This window comes from Arthrobacter melezitosi, assembly GCF_054511055.1.
Map to the genome: position 1 here is coordinate 1 of NZ_JBTNDJ010000018.1, position 19382 is coordinate 19382.

At 67.9% G+C, this 19382-nt stretch carries 20 protein-coding genes; 9 read left to right on the top strand and 11 right to left on the bottom strand.

The annotated features are described in order from the left end of the window. Positions 1 to 116: 116 nt before the first annotated feature. The 4 genes from ACX80W_RS14595 to ACX80W_RS14610 all read right to left on the bottom strand — a co-directional run bounded on the left by ACX80W_RS14595 (position 117) and on the right by ACX80W_RS14610 (position 5114). Positions 117 to 692, bottom strand: a complete 576-nt coding sequence (locus ACX80W_RS14595; protein WP_459284509.1) for a hypothetical protein — start codon at positions 690 to 692, stop codon at positions 117 to 119. 12 nt (positions 693 to 704) lie between these two features. Continuing rightward, the gene (locus ACX80W_RS14600; RefSeq protein WP_459284511.1) at positions 705 to 1853 is read right to left on the bottom strand and encodes a zinc-dependent alcohol dehydrogenase; all 1149 of its coding nucleotides are present in this window, start codon (positions 1851 to 1853) and stop codon (positions 705 to 707) included. A 216-nt stretch (positions 1854 to 2069) separates the two neighbouring features. Next, complete coding sequence (locus ACX80W_RS14605; protein WP_459284513.1) at positions 2070 to 4391, bottom strand: coiled-coil domain-containing protein; 2322 nt, start codon at positions 4389 to 4391, stop codon at positions 2070 to 2072. 258 nt (positions 4392 to 4649) lie between these two features. Continuing rightward, positions 4650 to 5114, bottom strand: coding sequence for a nuclear transport factor 2 family protein (locus ACX80W_RS14610; protein WP_459284515.1), 465 nt, complete (start codon positions 5112 to 5114; stop codon positions 4650 to 4652). Positions 5115 to 5260: 146 nt separating this feature from the next. Here ACX80W_RS14610 and ACX80W_RS14615 point away from each other — a divergent pair, with 146 nt between their 5' ends. Further along, entirely contained in the window at positions 5261 to 6091 is an 831-nt protein-coding gene (locus tag ACX80W_RS14615; protein WP_459284517.1) for a DUF1684 domain-containing protein, read from the top strand. 30 nt (positions 6092 to 6121) lie between these two features. On the opposite strand, the gene ACX80W_RS14620 is transcribed toward ACX80W_RS14615, so the two are convergent. The 3 genes from ACX80W_RS14620 to ACX80W_RS14630 form a co-directional block, all read right to left on the bottom strand. Beyond that, entirely contained in the window at positions 6122 to 8671 is a 2550-nt protein-coding gene (locus ACX80W_RS14620; protein ID WP_459284518.1) for an AMP-binding protein, read from the bottom strand. Between the two features lie 74 nt (positions 8672 to 8745). Then, the gene (locus tag ACX80W_RS14625; protein ID WP_459284520.1) at positions 8746 to 9138 is read right to left on the bottom strand and encodes a hypothetical protein; all 393 of its coding nucleotides are present in this window, start codon (positions 9136 to 9138) and stop codon (positions 8746 to 8748) included. Between the two features lie 379 nt (positions 9139 to 9517). Continuing rightward, positions 9518 to 10513 carry a GmrSD restriction endonuclease domain-containing protein gene (locus ACX80W_RS14630; RefSeq protein ID WP_459284522.1) on the bottom strand — a complete coding sequence of 332 codons (996 nt, stop codon included), beginning with the start codon at positions 10511 to 10513 and terminating at the stop codon, positions 9518 to 9520. A 157-nt stretch (positions 10514 to 10670) separates the two neighbouring features. Between ACX80W_RS14630 and ACX80W_RS14635 the strand changes: the two genes are divergently transcribed. Further along, positions 10671 to 11378, top strand: coding sequence for an SOS response-associated peptidase (locus ACX80W_RS14635; RefSeq protein WP_459284524.1), 708 nt, complete (start codon positions 10671 to 10673; stop codon positions 11376 to 11378). A gap of 83 nt (positions 11379 to 11461) precedes the next feature. On the opposite strand, the gene ACX80W_RS14640 is transcribed toward ACX80W_RS14635, so the two are convergent. Then, on the bottom strand, positions 11462 to 12136 hold the full coding sequence (locus ACX80W_RS14640; RefSeq protein WP_459284526.1) for a hypothetical protein: 675 nt from the start codon (positions 12134 to 12136) through the stop codon (positions 11462 to 11464). A 215-nt stretch (positions 12137 to 12351) separates the two neighbouring features. Here ACX80W_RS14640 and ACX80W_RS14645 point away from each other — a divergent pair, with 215 nt between their 5' ends. The 5 genes from ACX80W_RS14645 (at position 12352) to ACX80W_RS14665 (ending at position 15576) form a co-directional block, all read left to right on the top strand. Next, positions 12352 to 12735, top strand: coding sequence for a DUF1801 domain-containing protein (locus ACX80W_RS14645; protein ID WP_459284527.1), 384 nt, complete (start codon positions 12352 to 12354; stop codon positions 12733 to 12735). Then, positions 12735 to 13109 (top strand): hypothetical protein, encoded by a 375-nt coding sequence (locus tag ACX80W_RS14650; RefSeq protein WP_459284530.1) that lies wholly within the window; start codon positions 12735 to 12737, stop codon positions 13107 to 13109. Before ACX80W_RS14645 ends, ACX80W_RS14650 begins: the two co-directional genes overlap by 1 nt. Before the next feature lie 73 nt (positions 13110 to 13182). Next, positions 13183 to 13809 (top strand): MerR family transcriptional regulator, encoded by a 627-nt coding sequence (locus ACX80W_RS14655; RefSeq protein WP_459284531.1) that lies wholly within the window; start codon positions 13183 to 13185, stop codon positions 13807 to 13809. A 31-nt stretch (positions 13810 to 13840) separates the two neighbouring features. Next, complete coding sequence (locus ACX80W_RS14660; protein ID WP_459284533.1) at positions 13841 to 14803, top strand: hypothetical protein; 963 nt, start codon at positions 13841 to 13843, stop codon at positions 14801 to 14803. Positions 14804 to 14835: 32 nt separating this feature from the next. Beyond that, positions 14836 to 15576 (top strand): M50 family metallopeptidase, encoded by a 741-nt coding sequence (locus ACX80W_RS14665; RefSeq protein ID WP_459284535.1) that lies wholly within the window; start codon positions 14836 to 14838, stop codon positions 15574 to 15576. Between the two features lie 44 nt (positions 15577 to 15620). Here ACX80W_RS14665 and ACX80W_RS14670 read toward each other — a convergent pair whose 3' ends face one another. Both ACX80W_RS14670 and ACX80W_RS14675 read right to left on the bottom strand, forming a co-directional pair. Next, positions 15621 to 16793 carry a glutathionylspermidine synthase family protein gene (locus ACX80W_RS14670; protein ID WP_459284596.1) on the bottom strand — a complete coding sequence of 391 codons (1173 nt, stop codon included), beginning with the start codon at positions 16791 to 16793 and terminating at the stop codon, positions 15621 to 15623. Between the two features lies 1 nt (position 16794). Continuing rightward, the gene (locus tag ACX80W_RS14675; RefSeq protein ID WP_120169846.1) at positions 16795 to 17169 is read right to left on the bottom strand and encodes a tRNA-dihydrouridine synthase; all 375 of its coding nucleotides are present in this window, start codon (positions 17167 to 17169) and stop codon (positions 16795 to 16797) included. Positions 17170 to 17546: 377 nt separating this feature from the next. On the opposite strand from ACX80W_RS14675, the gene ACX80W_RS14680 reads away from it, so the two are divergent. Both ACX80W_RS14680 and ACX80W_RS14685 read left to right on the top strand, forming a co-directional pair. After that, entirely contained in the window at positions 17547 to 17927 is a 381-nt protein-coding gene (locus ACX80W_RS14680; RefSeq protein WP_459284538.1) for a hypothetical protein, read from the top strand. Positions 17928 to 18110: 183 nt separating this feature from the next. Continuing rightward, positions 18111 to 18455, top strand: coding sequence for a S1 domain-containing protein (locus tag ACX80W_RS14685; RefSeq protein ID WP_459284540.1), 345 nt, complete (start codon positions 18111 to 18113; stop codon positions 18453 to 18455). Here ACX80W_RS14685 and ACX80W_RS14690 read toward each other — a convergent pair. Beyond that, complete coding sequence (locus tag ACX80W_RS14690) at positions 18452 to 19159, bottom strand: CPBP family intramembrane glutamic endopeptidase (RefSeq protein ID WP_459284542.1); 708 nt, start codon at positions 19157 to 19159, stop codon at positions 18452 to 18454. The two genes, ACX80W_RS14685 and ACX80W_RS14690, sit on opposite strands and share 4 nt — an antisense overlap. Between the last annotated feature and the right edge of the window lie 223 nt (positions 19160 to 19382).

A 19382-nucleotide genomic window follows, 5' to 3' on the forward strand; every position in this document is an offset into this window, starting at 1 on the left:
TTCCTTGCCATCCCCCCTAGCAACTTCAACCCCCCCCCCCCCCCCCCCCCCCCCCCCCCCCCCCCCCCCCCCCCCCCCCCCCCCCCCCCCCCCCGGGCCTGCCGGGAAAGAACCGGTCAGGTGCGGCGGAGCCTTGCGAGGCGGCGGACGGCGGCGAACCCCAGTCCGCCGGCCACCAGCCATGGACCGCCCACGAGGATGGGGTCGATCCACTGGTGGGCCAGGTCCACGCGCTTCTTTCCGAACCGCGACGTGATGCCATGGCGTGAGAACTCGCTCAATACACCGGTTTCCGTGATCGGATTGTCCGGGCGGAGGCTTCCGAACGACGCCAGATGCTGCTCCCACGCGTCAACCCGGTCCGCAGCGAGCAGCAACAGCCAGTGCGCCGCACGCCCTTCGCTGTATTTCCTGTACGAGTATTTCCGGATTGCCCCCGATAGTGCCCTGGGCGGCGCCGAGGTTCCAAAGACGGGGGTGAGGAACTTGTGCTCGATCGAGCGCTCTCGTGGCCATTTCTCGACCTGGCGCTCCGGGAAGTCCCAGCGGGCGCCGTTGAGTCCCGGGTCGAATTTCTCCTTGGGCACCGATGGGCGGTCCTTCGGGTCGAGGTCCGCCCCCCAGCCGGGAATCGCGGCGCGCAGTTCATCGCTCGACCTCGCCCTGCTCGGCTTATTGGCTGTGTATGGCACTGTGCTCTCCTCTCAGTTGGTGCCGGGGATGATCAGCGGCTTGATGCAGTTATCGAGCTTGGCCGAGAAGATGTGGTACCCCTCGGCGATGTGCTCAAGCGGGATCCGGTGCGTCACGATGTCGCTGGGCTTGAGGTAGCCGTTGCGGATGTGTTCGAACAACCTCGGCCACTGGCGCTTCACGGGGGCCTGATTCATGCGGAGCGTGAGCCCCTTGTTCATCGCGTCGCCGAACTTCACGGCACTGAACATCGGGCCGTACGCCCCCACCACCGAGACTGTGCCGCCCTTGCGCACGGCGTCGATGGCCCAGTTCAGCGCAATCGGCGAGCCGCCCTGGAGCTTGAGCTTGGCGGTGGTGACGTGCTGGAGGAAATTGCCGTCCGCTTCGGCTCCGACGGCGTCGATGACGACGTCGGCGCCCAGGTAGTCCGTTGCCTTCTTCATCTCCACGACAATGTCGTCGTACTCGGCGAAGTTGTAGGTCTCGGCGTGGGCGAAGGTGCGGGCCTTCTCCAGGCGGTACTCAAGGTGGTCGATGACGATGACCCGCCCGGCGCCCATGAGCCAGGAGGACTTCGCGGCGAACAGGCCCACGGGCCCGGCCCCGAAGACCACGACGGTGTCCCCTTCGACGATGTCCCCGAGCTGGGCGCCGAAGTATCCGGTGGCCAGGGCATCGGTGAGGAGCACGGCGTCCTCCTCATCCATCCACTCGGGAATGATGCTCGGCCCGATATCCGCGAAGGGCACGCGGACGTATTCTGCCTGGCCGCCGTCGTACCCGCCGCAGGTGTGCGAGTACCCGTAAATTCCCCCGACCGCGGTGGCATTCGCGTTCACGTTGTGGCAGTTGGAGTACAGCCCGCGGGCGCAGAAATAGCAGGTCCCGCAGTAGACGTTGAACGGGACCATCACCCGGTCGCCGCGCTTGAGGTTCTGCACCGAGGAGCCGACCTCCTCGACGACGCCGATGAACTCATGGCCGAAGGTCATTCCCACCCGGGTGTCGGGCATCATGCCGTGGTACAGGTGGAGGTCGGACCCGCAGATCGCCGCCGTCGTCACCCGGACGATCGCGTCGTTGGGGTGCTCGATCGGCGGGATGTCCTTTTCCTCGACCCGGATCTTGTACGGTCCGCGGTAAACCATTGCTCGCATCAGCGCCTCCTTCGAGGTAGGTGGTGAGTGGCTGGTTGGTAGCGTTCCACGGCCGCAGAAAGAGGGTCAAGATTTTTGTTGGACGCACCCCGCCGGGCACGATGCTGCCGTTGGTGCTAGGCAGTGAACGGCCGGGTCGACCCCCGGACACACAAAAGGCCGCGGCCGGACCAATGGGTCCGACCGCGGCCTTCCGAGGGGTTCTGCCGCTGTTAATCAGGCGACGCAGCCGCCGAGTGCGATCTGCCCGTCGATGGCCTTGAGCTTGACCTGGACCGTGCTGAGCTGGCCTTTCAGCGAGTTGACCGTGGCCGTCTGCGCGGTGATGGCCGCCTTGTTCGTGGTCTTCTGCGCCTGGAGGTTCCGAAGGACCGCCTGGGCGTCGGTGACCTGCTTGTCGAGGGTGGTCAGCTGGCCCTGGAGGGTCTTGATCTGGGCTTCGGCAGCGCTGATCTCCCCGTTGAGGGTGTTGAGCTGGGTCAGCAGCGGAGCCACCCGGTTCTGGAGCCCGAGGATTTCGGCCTCCTTGGCGGTGATCTGCCCGTTCAGTCCCGCGAGGTCCGCCACGAACTTGTCCAGGTCGGCATTCAGCTTCGCGATCTCGGCCTGCTTTGCGGTGACGGCCCCCGCCGCGCTGTCGGCGGCAGCCTGCAGGGCCGGCAGCCGGTCCTTCAGGCCCGCCAGCTCCGTCTTCTTGGCGTCGACGGCCGCGGCCGCAGCTGCGAGCGCGTCCTCGGCGTCCGCAAGGTCCCCCTGCAGTCCCTCGAGCACCACCCGCTGGGCGGAGACGGCCGCCTCGGCCTCCTTGACGCCCTCAGTGAGGCCTGGAAGACCGGCTTCGAGGTCGGCCACAACCTTCTCCTGCGCGGTCACGGCGGACGCGGTGGCGGACGCCGCGTCCTCAAGGGCCGGCAGCTTCCCCTGCAGCGCAGTCAGCTCGCCCTGCTTGGCGACCACTGCGGCGTTGGCCTCCGTCAGCGCGGTTCCAAGGGCGGGCAGCTGGCCCTGGAGGGCCTTGATGTCCGCTTCCTTGGTGGCAACCGCTCCCTGGGCCGCGGTGAGCGCGGCCTGCAGCGGAGCCGCCTGAACCTGGAGGGCACTGCTCTCGCCCTGCTTGGCGAGCAGTTGGGCGTTGAGGGCGGTGACCTGGTTCTGCAGGATGGCTATGTCGCCGGAAAGGCCTGCAATCTGGGTGTTCTTGTCGGCAATCTGGGTCGTCACCGTGGTGAACAAAGCCCGAGCCTCGGCGAGCTTCCCCTCAAGATCCTTCTTGCCGTTGCCGTTCTCGATCCGCTTTATCAGGGAGGAGATCTCGCCCTCGAGGGCGGACTTCCGCTCCTCGTACGTCAACAGCTCGCCCTTCGCCTTCGCCTCTTCGGCTCGCTTGGTTTCGAGTGCAGCGTTGGCCGCATCGATGTCCTGCTGGAGCTTCGTGATCTGCCCGCCGAGCGAGGTGATCGCCGCGGTGTTGGCGGCGACCGCATTTGCGGCATCCGTTGCGGCGGCCTTCAGGGCCGGGAGCTGCTCCTGAGCCGCTGCGATCTCCGTGTTCTTCGCGGCGAGGGCGTCCGCCGCGCTCTGGGCATCGGCCTGAAGCATTGCGAGTTCGCCCTTCGCGGCGTTGATCTCGGCATTCTTCGCGGTGACCGCTCCGGCGGCCTTCTCGGCATCGCCCTGGAGGGTGACGAGGGTGGCCCGTGCCTCCTCGATCCGGACCTTCTGGGCGTCGAGGTCTGCCTGGGCTGCGGTGCCGGCGTCGAGAAGGCGCTGAAGCTCCGCCTCGGCGTCGGTGACGGCCTGCGCGGCGGCCGTCACCGTGGCGGCGGCATCCTCAGCGGTCGTGGTCAGTGAGGCGAGCACCGTTTCGGCGGCGGCGATCGCGTCGTTCTGCGCATCGAGCTCACCGGCAGCGTGGGCGGCCTTGGCTTCGAGCAGGGCCAGCTCCCCGTTGGCGGCGTCGACTACTTTCTGGCCGGCGGCCAGGTCGGCGTCCAGGTCCGCGGCCTGCTTCTTCAGGCTCTCGGAGTCGGCCCGTGCTGCGGCCAGCTGTTCCTGGAGCGGCGCCAGGGCGGCCGCCGTGTCAGCCTGCTGCAGCTTGAGGTCGGCCAGGGCCGCCTCGGCTTCCTGGATCGACTTGCTGGTGCTCGCCTGGTCGGCCGTCAGCGCCGCGAGTTCCGCTTCGGCATCCGCCATGTCGAGGTCCAGCTGCGCGGCCTCGGCGTCGAGCGCGGCGATCGCCTTGTTCGCTTCGTCGATCTGCGACTGAAGGGTGGAGGCTGTCGCCTGGAGGACGCTCCGCTCGGCCTGCAGCTTCGTGATCTGCTCGGCGTTCTTCCGGGCGGCGGCCCGGAGGAGGTTTTCCTGCACGCCTCCGCGGTGCGCCTGCACATTGGTCACCCCGTTGCAGATTCCCGACGTCGGGCCGGTCGTTGCCGAGGCCTGCGGCGCGAACACCAGGACGCTTGTCAGGATGCCGGGAAGGACCACTGCGCTTGCGATGCGGCGGGTAAGGACGGATGTGGCGGTGGTCTCGCGCAAAATAACTCCCCAAAGCTTAACGATGAATATGCATGCCTTGAGTAACCTACGGAGGTTGGTTGCGTGAGGACACAGTAGCTACTACTCGCTTTTGCGCCGACTACTCGCATTTCACTCCTGTCACTACCCGCTCCCGCGGGGATCCGGATCACGGGGCTTCCCTGCCCCTAGGCGGCTCCCGGGTTCGGGACCGGCTTACGACCGATGCATCGCCGGTCGGAGGGATGACGCCTCGGCCCGATCGGTGGTGTCCGGGAGTCAGGCCTCCCGATCTCCCGTTTCATCGACAAGGGTTTTGTCGACGAGGTCTGCGCGCCAGGCCGGCGGGTCGAAGGGCTTCGCGTAGTAGCGGGTGTCGCGCAGAATCCGTCCCTCCCCGTCGAACTCGAGGATCACGACGACGTTCCAGAGATCTCCACCGCCGTAGTCGTTGACTCCTTCGACTACCCAGACCGCCCCTGCACCGGTCACGCGGCGGATGGTGATGTCGGGCGGAGCGGGATACTGCTCCTGCATAGCGCGCATTGCGTCCCGCCCCCGGATCCGCTCTCCCGACTGTGGCATCTCCATGACATAGTCCGGGTGCCTCAGTTCGTACTCGGCCTCGGGTGAGAGCGCGTCGTGGCCGCCGCCGATGAGGCGCACGAACGCCTCGCGCATCATCGACGCGTTGCCCATGTCCATCGCCTGGCGGATGAGAATCCCGATTTCCGGCCCAGCCATGGCGGCCATGGTACTCCCCGCCGCGATGCAGGGCCATGGCGGAACCGCGCCGGGGAGGGCGGGGAGGCCGGCGCTCTGCCTAGGGCGGGAATGTCGGACCCCGGCATACAGTTAACTTGGGGGAATTCCCTACCCTTGGAGGACGAATGAGCACCCCCGCCGATGCCCAGCTTGAACGCTGGCTCCGCTTTCGAAACAGCCGCAATACGGCCCTGGCCACGGAGCACGGCTGGCTGACGCTCACCTCGCTGCAATGGCTGGAAACCGACCCTTCCCCGGTGGAGCTGGTTCCGGGGTTGTGGTCGACCGACGGTACGAAGGCTGTCCTCACGGCCGCCGCCACCGACGGGCTGACCCTCGTGGAGACGGGCGCACCCGTCGATGGAACAATCACCGCGAGCCTGGCCAATGAGGAATCACTGATGTGGGTCGCCTTCGGAGGCGAGGACGGGCGGCGCGTCGTCGTCGAACTGGCCGTGCGGGGGAACAAGTACGCCATCCGCACCCGCGATTCGCAGTCTCCGGTGTTCACCGGGTTCGAGGGGGTTCCCACCTTCGATTACCGGCCCGAGCTCGCCGTCGTCGCCCGCTTCGAGCGCTACCCGGAACCGGTCGACATCCCGATCGCAACCGCCAACCCCCTCGTGGACGGGGTCCACCGCAGCGCCGGTGAGTTGGTATTCCGGCTTCCCGGCATCGACCACGAGTACCGGCTGCAGGCCGAGGAAGGGAAACTCGGCGCCCTGACCGTGACCTTCCACGACAAGACCAACGGCGAAACGACGGACGACTGGCGGAAGGTGGAGACCGGCCGGCCCCGCCCCGACGGCACAGTGGTCCTCGACTTCAACCGCGCCATCAACTATCCAAGTGCCTTCACCCCGTACGGCACCTGCGCCATGCCGGTGAGGAACAACAGCCTCGACGTGAAGATCGAGGCCGGAGAAATGGCCTTCGACATCCAGTCTGCCGGCTGAGGCTCACCCCCAGCCAACGGCGTCCACCCACTACCGGGTGGGCGCCGTTTCGGTCGGGGACGCGTTGAGAGGCCGCCGCGACCGGTGCGCCCTTACCCGGCCGGCGAGGCCGAAGAGCCGCTGCGTCAGCGCCCAGTACGCCACACCGGAGGCCAGGGATGCCGCCACCGCGAGCGCCGGGCTGAACGGCGCCAGCAGGGGAAAGACAAGCCAGTGCGTGAGGTAGGCGTACAGGGAGGAACTGGCAAGGAGCCCCACGAACCGGTGGAGCCGGACCGGCAGGAGGATGGCAGGGAGCCACGTGAGCAGCAGGAGGCCCGCGAGCAGGGTCGCTTCCCGGCCGGGCTGGTCGAAGAATCCCGGTACGGTCAGGACCGCGATGGCCGATACCGCCACCCGCTGAAGCGGTGTCCGCGACCTGGCGGTCAGCCAGCCCAGGCCGAAGAGCCACAGCACGGGTGCTGTGTGCGGCACGCTGATGTGCGGACTGTCGTATCGGCCCAGCATGCCGACGGCGGTCAGGGCGAGCGGGAAGGCGAACGGGGCGCGCCGCTCGGCACGGTCGGCCCACGGAATGGCCAGCAGCGCGAGCATGCACACCAGGACATAGACGAGCACTTCGACGAACCAGAACTGCCACTCCGCGGTCACGTGCCGGGGGCCGATCAGCGAGTTCAGGAGCGCGATGTTCGCCAGGGAGTACCGGTCGGTCACCAGATAGGCGAAGGCGATGAAGGCGACGCTGGGCACGACGATCCGCCCAAGGCTCCTCAACTGGCGCCGCAGGCGGGGAAGCCGCTCCCCTGCGGTCTGGAACCGGGCGAAGTTGTACCCGGCGACGGCCATCAGCACGTGCGCGGTTCCCTGCCAGGTGAACAGGCCCACGTGGGTGCTGATGATGAAGACGATGGCCACGGCCCGCAGCGCAATGCTCGTCTCCACCGGAGCGAGGAACCGCCGGGTCCGCCGGGGTTTCCCCACCGGCCCGGCCAGCTCGCGGACCTGCAGCAGGTGCCAGTCGGCCGGGAGGGCGCCGAGCACCTTTTCGAGCCGGACGGACAGCGCCACATAGGACAGGGAATCCCCGCCCAGGGAAACGAAGGTGTCCTCGTCCCTGACGACGTCGCATTCGAGGTGCTCGGCATAGATTCTCCGCAGGTCCGCCAGTCCGTGCCCGGTGCTCTCCGGCTGTGCCGCCGCCGCTGCGGGGGCGTTTGCCAGGGCCAGGACGGCCGGATAGTCGGGTTTGCCGCTGGCAAGGCGCGGAAGCCGGTCCACGGCGTGGACCTCCACGGCGGCGCGGGGCAGGCCCAGCTGCTGGGCGAGGGCCTTGCCGAGCAGGCGCACGTCGTGCTCACCCTCGGCCGCGACCACGAGCCGTTCATCGGATCCGGCGCTGAGTGCACGCACGCCGAGGCCGTCGAGGATCCGCTCGACCTGACCCAGGTCGACGCGCAGCCCGACGATCTTCAGGAACCGGCTCCGCCGTCCCACCACCTCGAACAGGCCGTTCGGGTGCCGCCGCGCGAGGTCGCCGGTGCGCAGTTCCGCGACGGTCCGCCCCAGCGCCAGGTCGGCCGGCGCCTCGGCGTAGCCGAGCATGACGTTCGGACCGGTGTACACGAGTTCGCCGTCGTCGAGGCCCGGCACCGGGTCGATGCGGAAGGAGCCGCCCGGCACCGCTATCCCGATGGTTTCCGGGTGCGATGCGGCCAGGTCGGGTGGAAGGTAGGCCATCCGGGCGGTGGCCTCCGTCGCGCCGTACATGACGAACAGGTCCCAGCCCCGCTCCGCCCCGAGCTCCGCGTACCGGCGCACCAGGTCGGGTGCGAGCCGGCCACCGGCCTGGGTCACGTACCGCAGGCCGGGAAGCTCAAGGCCGGAAAAGCCCACCCGGTCGAGGAGTTCGAAGGTGTAGGGAACGGCGGCGAAGGAGGTCGCTCCGCGGGCACGGAAAAGCTCCCAGAAGCACGGGTCGACCACTGAGAGGTCGGTCAGCACCAGGCCCGCGCCCTGCAGCAGGTGGCTGTTGATCACTGACAGGCCGTAGCAGTAGGAGAGGGGAAGGGTCGTCGCGGCGCGGTCGTCCGGTCCGATCCTGAGGTAGCTGGCGATGGCTTCGGCGTTCGACTGCAGATTCGCGGAAGAGAGCCGCACGAGCTTGGGCGAACCGGTGGAGCCGGAGGTACTGACAAGGAGGGCAAGGTCCGGGTGCAGTTCGTGCCGGGTTCCGGCCCGCCGCTCCTCGAAGGTGGGAACGCCGCCGGCGCGCAGGACGACGTCGGGGTCGTACGCCGCCACGATGGACTCGAGCGCGGCCGGCTTGTCGGCGGGAACAAGGATCAGGGGGTGGCCTGCGCTCAGCGCCGCGAGGTAGGCGACGAGGGACTCAAGGTCGTTCGCGGCGGCCAGTGCCACAAGCCGCCGTTGGCTGCCCAGCCGGGCGGCGGCGTCCTGCACGCGGCCGGCGAGCTCCCGGTAGCTGATCGTCCGCCCGTCGGTGAGGACCGCGGGGCGGTCACCGTGGGAGGCGAGATCGGCAGCGAAGGAGGCGCGCGTCAGGAACAGGTGCGAGGTCACTGCGTTACTTTATTGGCAAGGCTTACCTAAGTAAAACGGGTTCCTCCCGGAGGCCTCCGGCCCTGCCCGCAGCCTCAACCGGCTGCGGGAAGGTCTTCCCTCGCCGGGGCCGCAGGCTGGTGCTGCCCGGCGAACCGGATCCCAGCGGAGGTCGCGACAATATCCTCAAGGGTCCGCCGCACCCATTCGGCCGCAGAGCCATTGGCGGCGCGCAGGTCCCGGTCGGCGATCCCCGCCGAGGAGGCCTGGGCCAGCCGCACGATGCAGTAGTCGAGTTCCGCGGCGAGCCCCTTGATGTTCTTGAGCAGCTCATCCGGGCCGGGGTCGGCCGGACCCAGCACCGCGTCGATGAAGGAGGAACCGGCCCTGGATCCCGGAGCGGGGCGGTCGCCCGCTGCGTCCGGATGCCGATCCGCGGGGTTACCCGCCCACTGTTCGGCGAGTCGTTCAGCCCCGCTCCGCTGCATCGGTGCGCTCCAGTCCGGAAGCGGCCCGGACGCATTGTCAGCCGGCCCCGGATCGTAACCTGCGGCCGCGCTCACGCCCGGTGTCCCGGGCGGACGCGCCGGAAGGCCGGACGGTCGATCCGGACAAAGTCCGCAACGTCCTGGGCGGACCCGTATCGTGCAACTGGCATAGTGAGACCCTTGCTGTTCTTCGGCCGGCCGGCCCTCGCAGGCCCCGGCTCCACGTCCCCTGAATGCGCCGGTGGCGCATTAGTCCACCGGTAAGGTCGGCGACATTACCGGATCGTAACATTGAGTTTTCGATTGCCTGCTAATTTCAGGAAGGCTCCGGGCGAGTCTTTCCAGGAGAAGGACGCGGCGGGCCGCCCGGAGTTGCGGATCACTGGCACCCGATGCCGTCGCCGTCCCGGTCGAACGAGGGGTCCCAGCCCGGATCGGCCGCCGTGATCGGCGCAGCGCCGGCCGCCTCGACGTCGGCGCAGCTCCCGTACGGGACCCCTCCGGCAGGCGGTTCCCCCGCCGTCCCCGCGGGAGGGCGGCCTGCACCGGGGACTTCCTCCCCCGCGCCTGCCGCGGGACCGCCGGGTGGAGCGGTTCCGGCTGCGGGAAGCGGCTCATCCGGACAGCTGGAGAGGACCTTTCCAATGGCCGCGTGTTCCGGGGGTGTCATCCAAAGGCGGTACCGGAGCTTCACCGCCGTTTGCCGGGCCACGTACGCACACCGGAAGGCTTTGTTCGGCGGCAGCCAGGTCGCGGCGTCGGCGTCGCCCTTCTGCCGGTTGGCCGGCCCGTCGACAGCGAGGAGGTTCAGCGGGTCATTGGCGAAAAGCCGCCGGTCCTCCGCAGATAATCGCTGGGCGCCGGTCTCCCAGGCGTTGCCCAGCGCCACGACGTGGTCGATGTCCACGAGTGCGTCCCCGCCCTTGACGAAGGAAATTCTCGCCGCGGTGTACGGGTCGTTCAGCACACCGGCCTGCACCACGCAATCCCGGGTGCCGGGCGTGAAGGATTCCCCCGAGAGATCGTCGGCGAGGACGTCATTCCGGGTATCGCAGCCGTTGCGGTCGGTGTCGGCCCAGGCCGGACCGAACCGGTCCCGGTCGTACCCGGTTCTCGGGGCCCGGCCCTTGATGGGGACCAGTTGGAGCCCGGCGAGCGCCGTGCCGGCAGGCGGGGCGGGGGCATCCGGGTCCGGCGTGCCGGGCGGCACCTGTTGCTCCCCCGAAGGACTGGCCGGCGGTGTGGTGGCTGCCGGTGCGGTGGCCGCCGGAGACTCCGCGGCCGGGGCGCGCTGCAGGGCCGGGGAGCACCCAGCGGCACCGGCCGCCAGGACTGAACCCAGCAGGAAGGCGGTGATTCTCGTGCGGAGGGGCATGGTTCCTAGGGGTGCGGTGGTGCAGAGGTGCTGAGTCTCGAGCCTATCCCCCCGTGGACGCCGCCCCGGCCGCGGCCCGCCGCGCGGGTCCGTTCCGCTTCAGCGGCGCGCGCCGGAAGGAGCGGACTCCCAGCCGGGAGTGCGGCACAATAGCAGCATGTGCGGGCGTTTTGTGATCGCGGGAAACAAGGCTGCAATGCTCGATGCGTTCAGTGTGGACGAGTCGTTCGACGACGAGATGCGCCCGTCCTGGAATGTCGCGCCCATGACCGGCATTCCCTTCGTCTCGGAACGGCTCACCGACGGCACCCTGACCCGCCGGCTGGACATCGCCCGCTGGGGCCTCGTCCCCGTCTGGGCGAAGGACCCGAAGATCGGTGCCCGAATGATCAACGCGCGGGCCGAATCGGTCCTCGACAAGCCGTCCTTCCGCACTGCCGCCACCAAACGCCGCGCCCTGGTCCCGGCGAACGGCTATTACGAGTGGCAGAAGAACCCCGACGGAACGAAGACCCCCACCTACCTCCATCCGGAGCGGGAGGAGGACCTGATCGCGTTCGCCGCGCTGTACGAGTTCTGGCCGGATCCCGAAAAGTCCGACGGCGACCCGGAGAAGTGGCTGACGACGGCCACCATTATGACCACCGACGCCACCGACACCCTCGGACACATCCATGACCGCTCCCCGCTGATCGTCCCGCAGGACCTCTACGCCGACTGGCTCGACCCTGCGGTGACGGCAAAAAAGGACGTGCAGCAGCTCATCGATGCGATGCCGGAACCCGTCCTCGTCCCCCGCGTCGTGGGCAAGGAAGTGGGCTCGGTCCGCAATGACGGGCCACACCTCATCGAACCCGCCGCGTAACGCCACGCGGGTTCCACGGCCGTTGCGGTGCCGCCGTCAAGCGTTTGCCCGGGGACCAGCCGCACCGATCCGGTCCCGGAGGTTCAGCCCGGGGCTCCCGCGGGGGTGCGGTGAAGTGCGCTCCAGGCGATCCAGACACCGGCGGCAGCCGCGATGACGGCGCCGACCGGCTGGGTGGGCAGGCTGGCGCCCGTTGTCACCATTCCAAGCACCACGCCCATCGGGTAGAAAATCACCGCGGCGGCAATCCACAGGGCTCCGGCTCCTCTGGGGAGGGAGGACGAACGCCAAATGGCCGCACCGAGGAGCACCTGTCCGGCGAAGGCCAGCAGGAGCCCGAGCAGGAACGTGGCCATCATTGAGGCGGGGAATTCAAGTTCCATGACCTCCGGAATCCCAGCCAGGTAGGCGCGGCCCACGGCCGGGGTGACGAACGTCGAAATGACCGAAGGCACCAGCAGCAGGGTCTGGGCGAAGATCGTGAGGACCATTGCGGGGACGGCGATCCGGGCGGCCCTGCCGCCGGCCAGGTACACGCCCAAAGCAAGGACTCCGAAGATCCCGAGGATCGTCCCGCCCGTGCTGCCGATCAGGTGGCTGGTGAGGTACATCGGCGTGCTGACGAACTCCGCCCAGGCCCGGGGGTCGGTGGTCTGGTCAGGCTGCGGCTTGAGTGTGGCCAGAGCGGTCAGCAGGCCGGAGACGGGCAGGGCGATCAGCCCGGCGCCGACCCATCGGGCGAGGTACGGCGAATTCATCGGGCGTTCCTTTCAGATCGGGAATCCGCGGCGTCGTTTCCTCTATAAGGGTAGGAACTGCGGACCGCCGTGGCATCAACCGGCGGTGCGATGTCGGGATCGCATCGGGCCTACCGCCCGGCGGCTTGCAGGGCGAGAATGATTGCTCGCCTGTTCTGCACCAGCAACAACGGGCCCTGTGCTGGAACGACGGGCCGCCCGGAGAGGGGACCACCATGGAGAACCGATCGCCCGCCGTCACGGCTTTCCTGCGCGACCTCGATCATCCCTTCAAGGAGGTGGTCGAGGCCCTGCGGTTGGATGTCCTCACCCTCGATCCCGGCATCACCGAGCAGATCAAGTGGAAGGCACCAAGCTTTGGTTACGCGGGAACCGATCGAGTGACCTTGAACCTCCGTCCGAGGGACCGCCTCCAGGTCGTCCTGCACCGGGGCGCCAAGATCCGCGAGGACGCCGGGAGCTTCGACTTCGAGGACGCCTCGGGGCTCGTGCAGTGGCTCGCGCCCGACCGGGGAACCGTATCCTTTCTCAGCGCCGCCGACGCCCAGCAGAAACGGGAGGACTTCCTGCGGCTCATCGACCGGTGGATGAGGGTGTGATGGACACCAGCGCCGCGTACCTCCAGGAGCACCACCCCGATGCGGCCGAGTTGGCACTCTGGGTCCGCGGGGTGTTGCTTGAGGCGGCCCCGGGGCTTGAAGAGCGCGTGTACCGCGGGTGGCAGGCCATTGGGTTCGTCGATTCCCTGGCCGGCTATGTGTGCGGACTGTTTCCCCGGCCGGAGGGCCTTCTGCTGACCTTCGAGCACGGCGCGAAGCTGCCCGACCCCGAGAGCCTCCTCATCGGCGTGGGGCGGCAGGTGCGGTCCCTGCCCATCCGCGGCCAGGATGAGGACACCCGGGACAGGATTGTGGAGTTCCTCGACCAGGCATTGTTTCTCGGAGAAGCCCGTCGCGGTGGCTCCGGCCGGTGACGCCCGGTCAGCGGATGGGAAAGAACCGGAAAAGTATAGACACCGCCGATATCGGATATCTAGACTATCTATTGTGAAAATCTCGCAGTTGAGCGCAGTCAGCGGTGTTCCCCAGCCAACGATCAAGCTCTACCTGCGCACCGGCCTCCTCCCACCGGGGGCCAAAACACACGCCAACCAGGCGACCTACTCGGACGACCATGTGCGGCGCCTGGGGATCATCCGCACGCTGACGCAGGTGGGCGGGCTCTCGGTCGCCTCGGCCAAGACGGTCCTTGAGGCGATCGATTCGGATCTGCCCCTGAACTCCACCTTCGGGCTCGCCCAGCGGGCAGCCTCACCCGGGATCGACGGAGCCGACCTCAGCGACACCGACCTGGCCCGGGCCGACGAACTGCTCGCCGGCTGGAGCTACCACGACGGCCCCGGCCGCTTCGGCGTCGCGAAAGCCCTCCGGGCCATGGACGACGCCGGACTCGAGCTTGACGGTGCCTGGCGGGAAAGTTACCGCAAGGCCGCCGCGATCATCGGTGAAGCCGACATCGACCTGATTGACCGGCGGGAAGGCCGGGTCGCCAAAGCCGAAACCGTGGTGATCGGCACAGTGCTCGGCGACGCCCTCCTCGCCGCCCTCCGCCGCGCCGCGCAGGAGCACTTCTCCAGCCAGCGCTACTCCTCCGGGAGCACCGAACCCGGCTGAATGCATCTCCCCTCCCCCTTTGGAGAACGCCATGGAACTGACAGTTCCGCACACGCAGCACCCCACCCGCGCCTCGCTCACCTGGCACCGCCCCCTTCTTGTCCTCGCGGGAACGATGGCCCTGCTCGCCGTCGCCAGCCTGCTGGGGCTCATCCTCGATCCCCGCGAGCTGGTCGGCGCACCCGCCTGGGCCAAGCCGCTCAAGTTCGCCCTTTCAATCTTTCTCTACTCGCTCACCCTCGCCTGGCTCACCGGTCTCCTCACCCGCGGGCGGAAGTTCGCCTGGTGGACCGCCACGGTGGCCGCCGCCGCACTCGGCATCGAAATGGTGGTCATCGTCGGCGCCGTCGTGGCCGGCACGACCAGCCACTTCAACGTCTCGACTCCCCTCAACGCCACCCTGTGGGGTGTGATGGCCCTTTCGATCGTCGTGGTGTGGCTCGCCACGTTGGTGATCGGAGTCCTCCTGGCCCTCAGCCGGCTCGGCGACCGCGCGGTCTCGTGGGCGATCCGGTCCGGCGTCGTCCTCGGCCTTGCGGGCATGGGCGTGGCCTACTTCATGACCTCGCCCACGAGCGAGCAACTCGAGGACTTCCGCGGCATCGCCGGAGCGCACACCGTTGGCGTGCCCGACGGCGGTCCCGGACTGTTCCTGCTCGGGTGGAGCACCGTGGGAGGTGACCTGCGGGTCCCGCACTTCTTGGGGATGCACGCCCTGCAGCTGCTGCCGATCGCCGCGCTCGCGCTGGCGTGGGCCGCACGGAGGCTCCCTGCGCTGCGGCCCGACGGCGTCCGGCTGGGCATCGTCGTCGTGCTCTCGGTGCTGTACGCCGGGATGCTCGTGGTGCTCACCCTGCAGGCACTTGCCGGTGAATCGGTCGTCCGCCCGGGCCCCGTCACCGCTGCCGTCAGTGCGGGCCTGTTCCTCGCCGCGGCGGCGGTGACTGCCCGAATCCTGCGCGCCGGGCGCCCGTCAGTGGGCAGGGCTCCCTAGGCCGCAGGGGTTAGGCTGGCCCTGATGAGGATATGAGCGGACAGTTGAGCGCCTTCGGTGCCTGGTTCCTGGGCACCTTCGCGCGGGGGCAGGCCCCTGTCGTGACGTCGGTCGAACTCGGACTCATCCTTGCCGGGGCGGCGGCGCTGTCCATTCCGCAGGCCACGTGGCGGTACTTCGGTCTCGTCTCAACGGTCGTGCACGAGCTCGGGCACGCGTGTTCCGCCCTGATGGTTGGACGCAGGGTCACCGGCATCACCCTGAAACTCGACTCCTCCGGAACGACCACCTCCTTCGGCCGCGGCGGCTTCCGGAGCGTCTGGGCCGGATTCTGGGGCTACCCGGTACCGGCGGTGATCGGGGCGGGGCTGGTTTGGGCGGGGCTCACCGGCTGGGGCCCGGCGGCGATGTCGGCCGGGACCGCCGTTATGGTGCTGACTGTCCTGTTCATCCGGAACGCCGCTGGCCTGCTCATCCTCCTGGGCACGATCGCCGCAGCGGCGGGGTTGATCCTCCTCGTCCCACCGGAGTTCACCGGGCACCTCGTCGTCGGCCTCGGACTGGCCCTTCTGGTCGGTTCGGTCCGGGACCTGCTCAACGTCACGATGGTCCACCTCCGGCACCGGCACCGGCTGGAAAGCTCGGACGCGTACCTGCTCTCCCGCCGCACCTCGGTCCCCTCCGCCGTGTGGTTGTTCCTCTTCACAGTGGTGATCGGCGGATCCTGGTTCCTGGCCTGGCGGGCCGCCGGGGCGGTGGTGGCGGCCCTCTAGAAGCCGTCTCGGGCTCGACTTCACAGTCATCGACGTCCCCGTCGTCAAGCTCCCGGGGCTGCGGCGTCGATGATATTGGGGACGAAGCGGCAGAAGTAGTCCGTGACGTACCCGTCGGATTCGCGGATGCCGACGCCAACCGACTCACCGTCCACGATCCAGGATCCGAGCACCGGGTGGTTGCCGTCGAAGTCGGGCAGGGGGCTCCAGGCCTGGTAGCACCAACCTTCGGCGCCGTAGTCTCCTGGCTGTTCGAGCTCAATCCCCTTGGCATGGATGCGGATGTTGTCCCCCTCGCGTCCGTGAAGGGGTTTGGCGACCCATTCCTCCATCCCGTGGGGGCTGTCCAGATAGGACGGCAGGAGGTTGGGGTGCCCGGGGTAGAGATGCCAGAGTGCGGCAAGGAGCGCCTTGTTCGAGAGGAACATTTTCCACGCCGGTTCATACCACCGGGTCATCACCGGCCATTCGCGGATGTTCTTGCCGAAGTCCTCCTTCATCATGTGTTCCCACGGATACAGCTTGAAGATGCTGCTGATGACGTTCTCGTCAAGGTCGACGAACCGCTTGGTGCGGGCGTTCCAGCCGATGTCGCTCATGTTGATGCCGACGGTCTCCCAGCCGGCCTGGTTGGCGACGTCGAGCATGTAGGCCGCGGTCATCCAGTCCTCGCCCGACTCTTCGACTTCCGTGTGCGCCACATGCAGCCGTGCCCCGTCGAGGCCCCCGCGCTGCTTCTCCCACGCCCGGACAAGGGCTTCGTGGATGCCGTTCCACTGGTCGTTGCGGGGCATTACATCCTGCAGCCAGTACCACTGTGCAATCGACGCTTCGATCAGTCCGGTGGGGGTATCGCCGTTGTATTCGAGCATCTTGGGCGGGTTCACGCCGTCGTAGGCGAAGTCGAAGCGCCCGTAGACGGCGGGTTCGCTGCGCGAAAGGGAGCTAGCTGCCAGCTTCAGGGCATCGGGCCCGATGCCGATGGTGCCCATCGCCCCGGTTGCGAGGTACCGGGCGGCCTCGATGCACATGCCGTGGAGTTCCTCGGTGACCTTTTCGAGCATTTCGACTTCGGCAAGGTCGAACTGGTAGTAGGCGCTCTCGTTCCAGTACTCGATCGAGGAACCATCGGGCAGGACCGTGGTGGAGAAGACGAGTCCCTGGCTTTCGATCTTCTGCTTCCAGTCGGGGCGTGGGACGGAGGGGATGCGTTTCACCTCAGCCACCCATGCTTCCGGAGCGGCCGCCGCTGCCCGACTTGGCGCTGTCCCCGAAACCGCCCCGGCTGACCGCCGAAGACCCCGAGGCGGGCAGGCCGCTTCGAGTCGAAGCGCCCGCCGGAACCGTGGTGACGCCGCCTGAAAGCTGCGACCCGACGGGAGGAATGGACCTGCTGATGGCCGCGCTGCGCGCCCCCATGGCGAAGAAGTACCACCCGTAGACGCCGGAGGACCGGCCCTCCTCGCTGCACTTGCTGTCCTCGACCCGCTCCTGGGTGGTGCGGTCCTGGCAGACCTGGGCGTAGTCGGCGTCGATCACCTCGCCCGAGGGCGAGCATCCGGTGAGCACGGCGCTTGCAAGAAGCGCCGTCACCCCGATTGATAGGGAGGTACTCCGGCGGCTTCGATTCCGATCACCTGCAGAAGGGTTTGGGCTACCGGTCATGGTCGGCTTTCGGTCGCGGGAGGTTGGATCCGGTCTGGTTGCTGGCGCGCATGGAGGGTGTCCGGCCGGGGCAGGTCCGGCCCGCTTACTGGAATGGCCGGTAGTGGTCCATGCTCACCCCTGGGTCGGGATGCTCTCGATCACGTTTGAAGAAAACAGTAACCCACCAGCAGGGAAACCACTCCACGCAGGGAGAACGTGCCGGTGGTGTGCCGTCGCCGCAGTGGTCGTTCTTTCCTTCCGCGGCGACGGGGCGGCTGGAGGACGAATGTATGATCTGATCGTTGATTCGACTGGGGGAAACCATGAAGGCCTATGCCGGCGCTCTGCTGTGTGGTGCAATGCTCATTCTGACCGGCTGCGGCCCCGCTTCAACCGATGGTGGATCACCGCCGACGGGCGAGGTCAAAGCCGACGGCGTCGAAAATCATGACGACGGCCGGGCCCGGGCCGACTGCGTATCCGTCGCCTCTCTCATCGGCGCCGAGGTGCCTACCGAGGGTCAGGGTCTGGCAGACGCCGAGGCGCGTCTTCAGTCCCTCGCCGACAACGCGGTTCCTCCCGTGGCTCAGTTCGCGCAATTCCTGATTGACCCAGGTGAGCAGTCCGACGTCGAGCGCAAAGAAGGCCTTGAGGCAGCAGCGCTTGAAATGACGCAATTCTGCGAGCCGTACTTCGAGGAGTAGCGGGAGTACCGCCCGGACCGTCCCCTAGAGCGAATCGGCACGTTCGTGGCTGGTACCTAGCCGCACGCGCCCTCTTCAGGGGTTTCCGCAGGGGCCATCGGCAACGGGCCTGTGGCCCCTAGGATCGTCCCCATGGCAACAACAGGGAAGGTTCAGTCTTGGTCCGCCGAGGAGGGGTGGGGAGTGATTTCATCCCCGGCGACTCCCGGCGGGTGCTGGGTGCACTTCAGCGCGGCCGCCGAAGGTGGTTTCCGGGATTTGGCGGAGGGCCAGGTCCTTGAGATGGAGTACGAGACGGTCGAGGTGGACGGGTACCACTACCGCGCCACCCGGGTGTGGTCCCCCGGCGCCAGGCCCGACCGCTCACCGGAGGGCCAAGCCTCACTGAGGCGGCCCGTTGAGGACGAACTGCTGTTTACGACCGGCGACGACGATCCCCTGCGAACGCACACCCGCGGGATTTCAACGAACCGCCCCTACGAAAGCTACCTGCACATCACCTTCGACGAAGGCCCCGCTTCACCCTAGGCAACCGAGAATGCCACCAGGGTGACCACCGCGTTGTTGGCCGCGTGGAGCAGGACGGGCGCCCAAAGGTTCCGGTGGAACCGTTGAAGGAGGGCCAGCGCCACGCCGAGCGCGAAGAGATAGACAAAGGTCAGCAGCACGAGGTGGACGGCGGCAAAGAGAGCCGCCGACAGCACGATAGCCGTGAAAGGTTGGAAGCGCCTTAGGAATCCGCTGAGGAAGGCGCCCCGGAACAGCACCTCCTCCCACAGCGGAGTGAGGACGGCGATGACGATGAAGGCGAGGACAAACACCGGGGCCGGCACCCCGGTGATGACGTCGGACAGGGGGTCCTGGGACGACTCGGCCGACGACGTATCGACGCCGAACGGCGCCAACGCAGCAAGGAAGAGTCCCTGCAGCACCCCAGCGGCCAGCATCGAGGCGGGGATCTGCCAGAGCAGGTGGAACATTCGGCGCGTCGGCCGCCGAAATCCCAGATCACCGAGACTCAGGCGGTTCCTCCGGAAAAGATGGAGGTACAAGGCAAGGATGATGACGGCGGTTACGCCGCAGAGGCTTATCACCACAACCGCTGCGATGGAATCGAAAAGGCCGAGCAGCCCGGCCGCCAGCACCGCGCCGAAGAAGGCAGCGCCATAGATCACCACGAACAGCAGTGCCCAGCCGGCCTGCCTCAGGGTTACTGCCGGAGCCTCCTGCATTCCAACCGGCGGACCGCCGCCGGCATCCGGAGGTTGACCTCCATTGCGGTCCATCATTTTCCGCACCACACCCTCATGCCTCAGGGGCCTCGGCTGCGCTGATCAGCATGCGCCTGAGGATACTCCCGATTACCCCAGGTTTCGGCCACGGTTCCGCTCGGTGCGTGAGCCGCAGTGCGATCAACGGCCTTGTCCGCCGTCGGGCCCGGCGGGACAATGTCCC

Bases quoted from the DNA above. Each gene is read 5' to 3' on its own strand.
- ACX80W_RS14600 (WP_459284511.1), bottom strand. From the start codon at position 1,853: ATGCGAGCAATGGTTTACCGCGGACCGTACAAGATCCGGGTCGAGGAA.
- ACX80W_RS14610 (WP_459284515.1), bottom strand. From the start codon at position 5,114: ATGGCTGGGCCGGAAATCGGGATTCTCATCCGCCAGGCGATGGACATG.
- ACX80W_RS14615 (WP_459284517.1), top strand. From the start codon at position 5,261: ATGAGCACCCCCGCCGATGCCCAGCTTGAACGCTGGCTCCGCTTTCGA.
- ACX80W_RS14625 (WP_459284520.1), bottom strand. From the start codon at position 9,138: ATGCAGCGGAGCGGGGCTGAACGACTCGCCGAACAGTGGGCGGGTAAC.
- ACX80W_RS14630 (WP_459284522.1), bottom strand. From the start codon at position 10,513: ATGCCCCTCCGCACGAGAATCACCGCCTTCCTGCTGGGTTCAGTCCTG.
- ACX80W_RS14635 (WP_459284524.1), top strand. From the start codon at position 10,671: ATGTGCGGGCGTTTTGTGATCGCGGGAAACAAGGCTGCAATGCTCGAT.
- ACX80W_RS14640 (WP_459284526.1), bottom strand. From the start codon at position 12,136: ATGAATTCGCCGTACCTCGCCCGATGGGTCGGCGCCGGGCTGATCGCC.
- ACX80W_RS14645 (WP_459284527.1), top strand. From the start codon at position 12,352: ATGGAGAACCGATCGCCCGCCGTCACGGCTTTCCTGCGCGACCTCGAT.
- ACX80W_RS14650 (WP_459284530.1), top strand. From the start codon at position 12,735: ATGGACACCAGCGCCGCGTACCTCCAGGAGCACCACCCCGATGCGGCC.
- ACX80W_RS14660 (WP_459284533.1), top strand. From the start codon at position 13,841: ATGGAACTGACAGTTCCGCACACGCAGCACCCCACCCGCGCCTCGCTC.
- ACX80W_RS14665 (WP_459284535.1), top strand. From the start codon at position 14,836: ATGAGCGGACAGTTGAGCGCCTTCGGTGCCTGGTTCCTGGGCACCTTC.
- ACX80W_RS14680 (WP_459284538.1), top strand. From the start codon at position 17,547: ATGAAGGCCTATGCCGGCGCTCTGCTGTGTGGTGCAATGCTCATTCTG.
- ACX80W_RS14690 (WP_459284542.1), bottom strand. From the start codon at position 19,159: ATGCAGGAGGCTCCGGCAGTAACCCTGAGGCAGGCCGGCTGGGCACTG.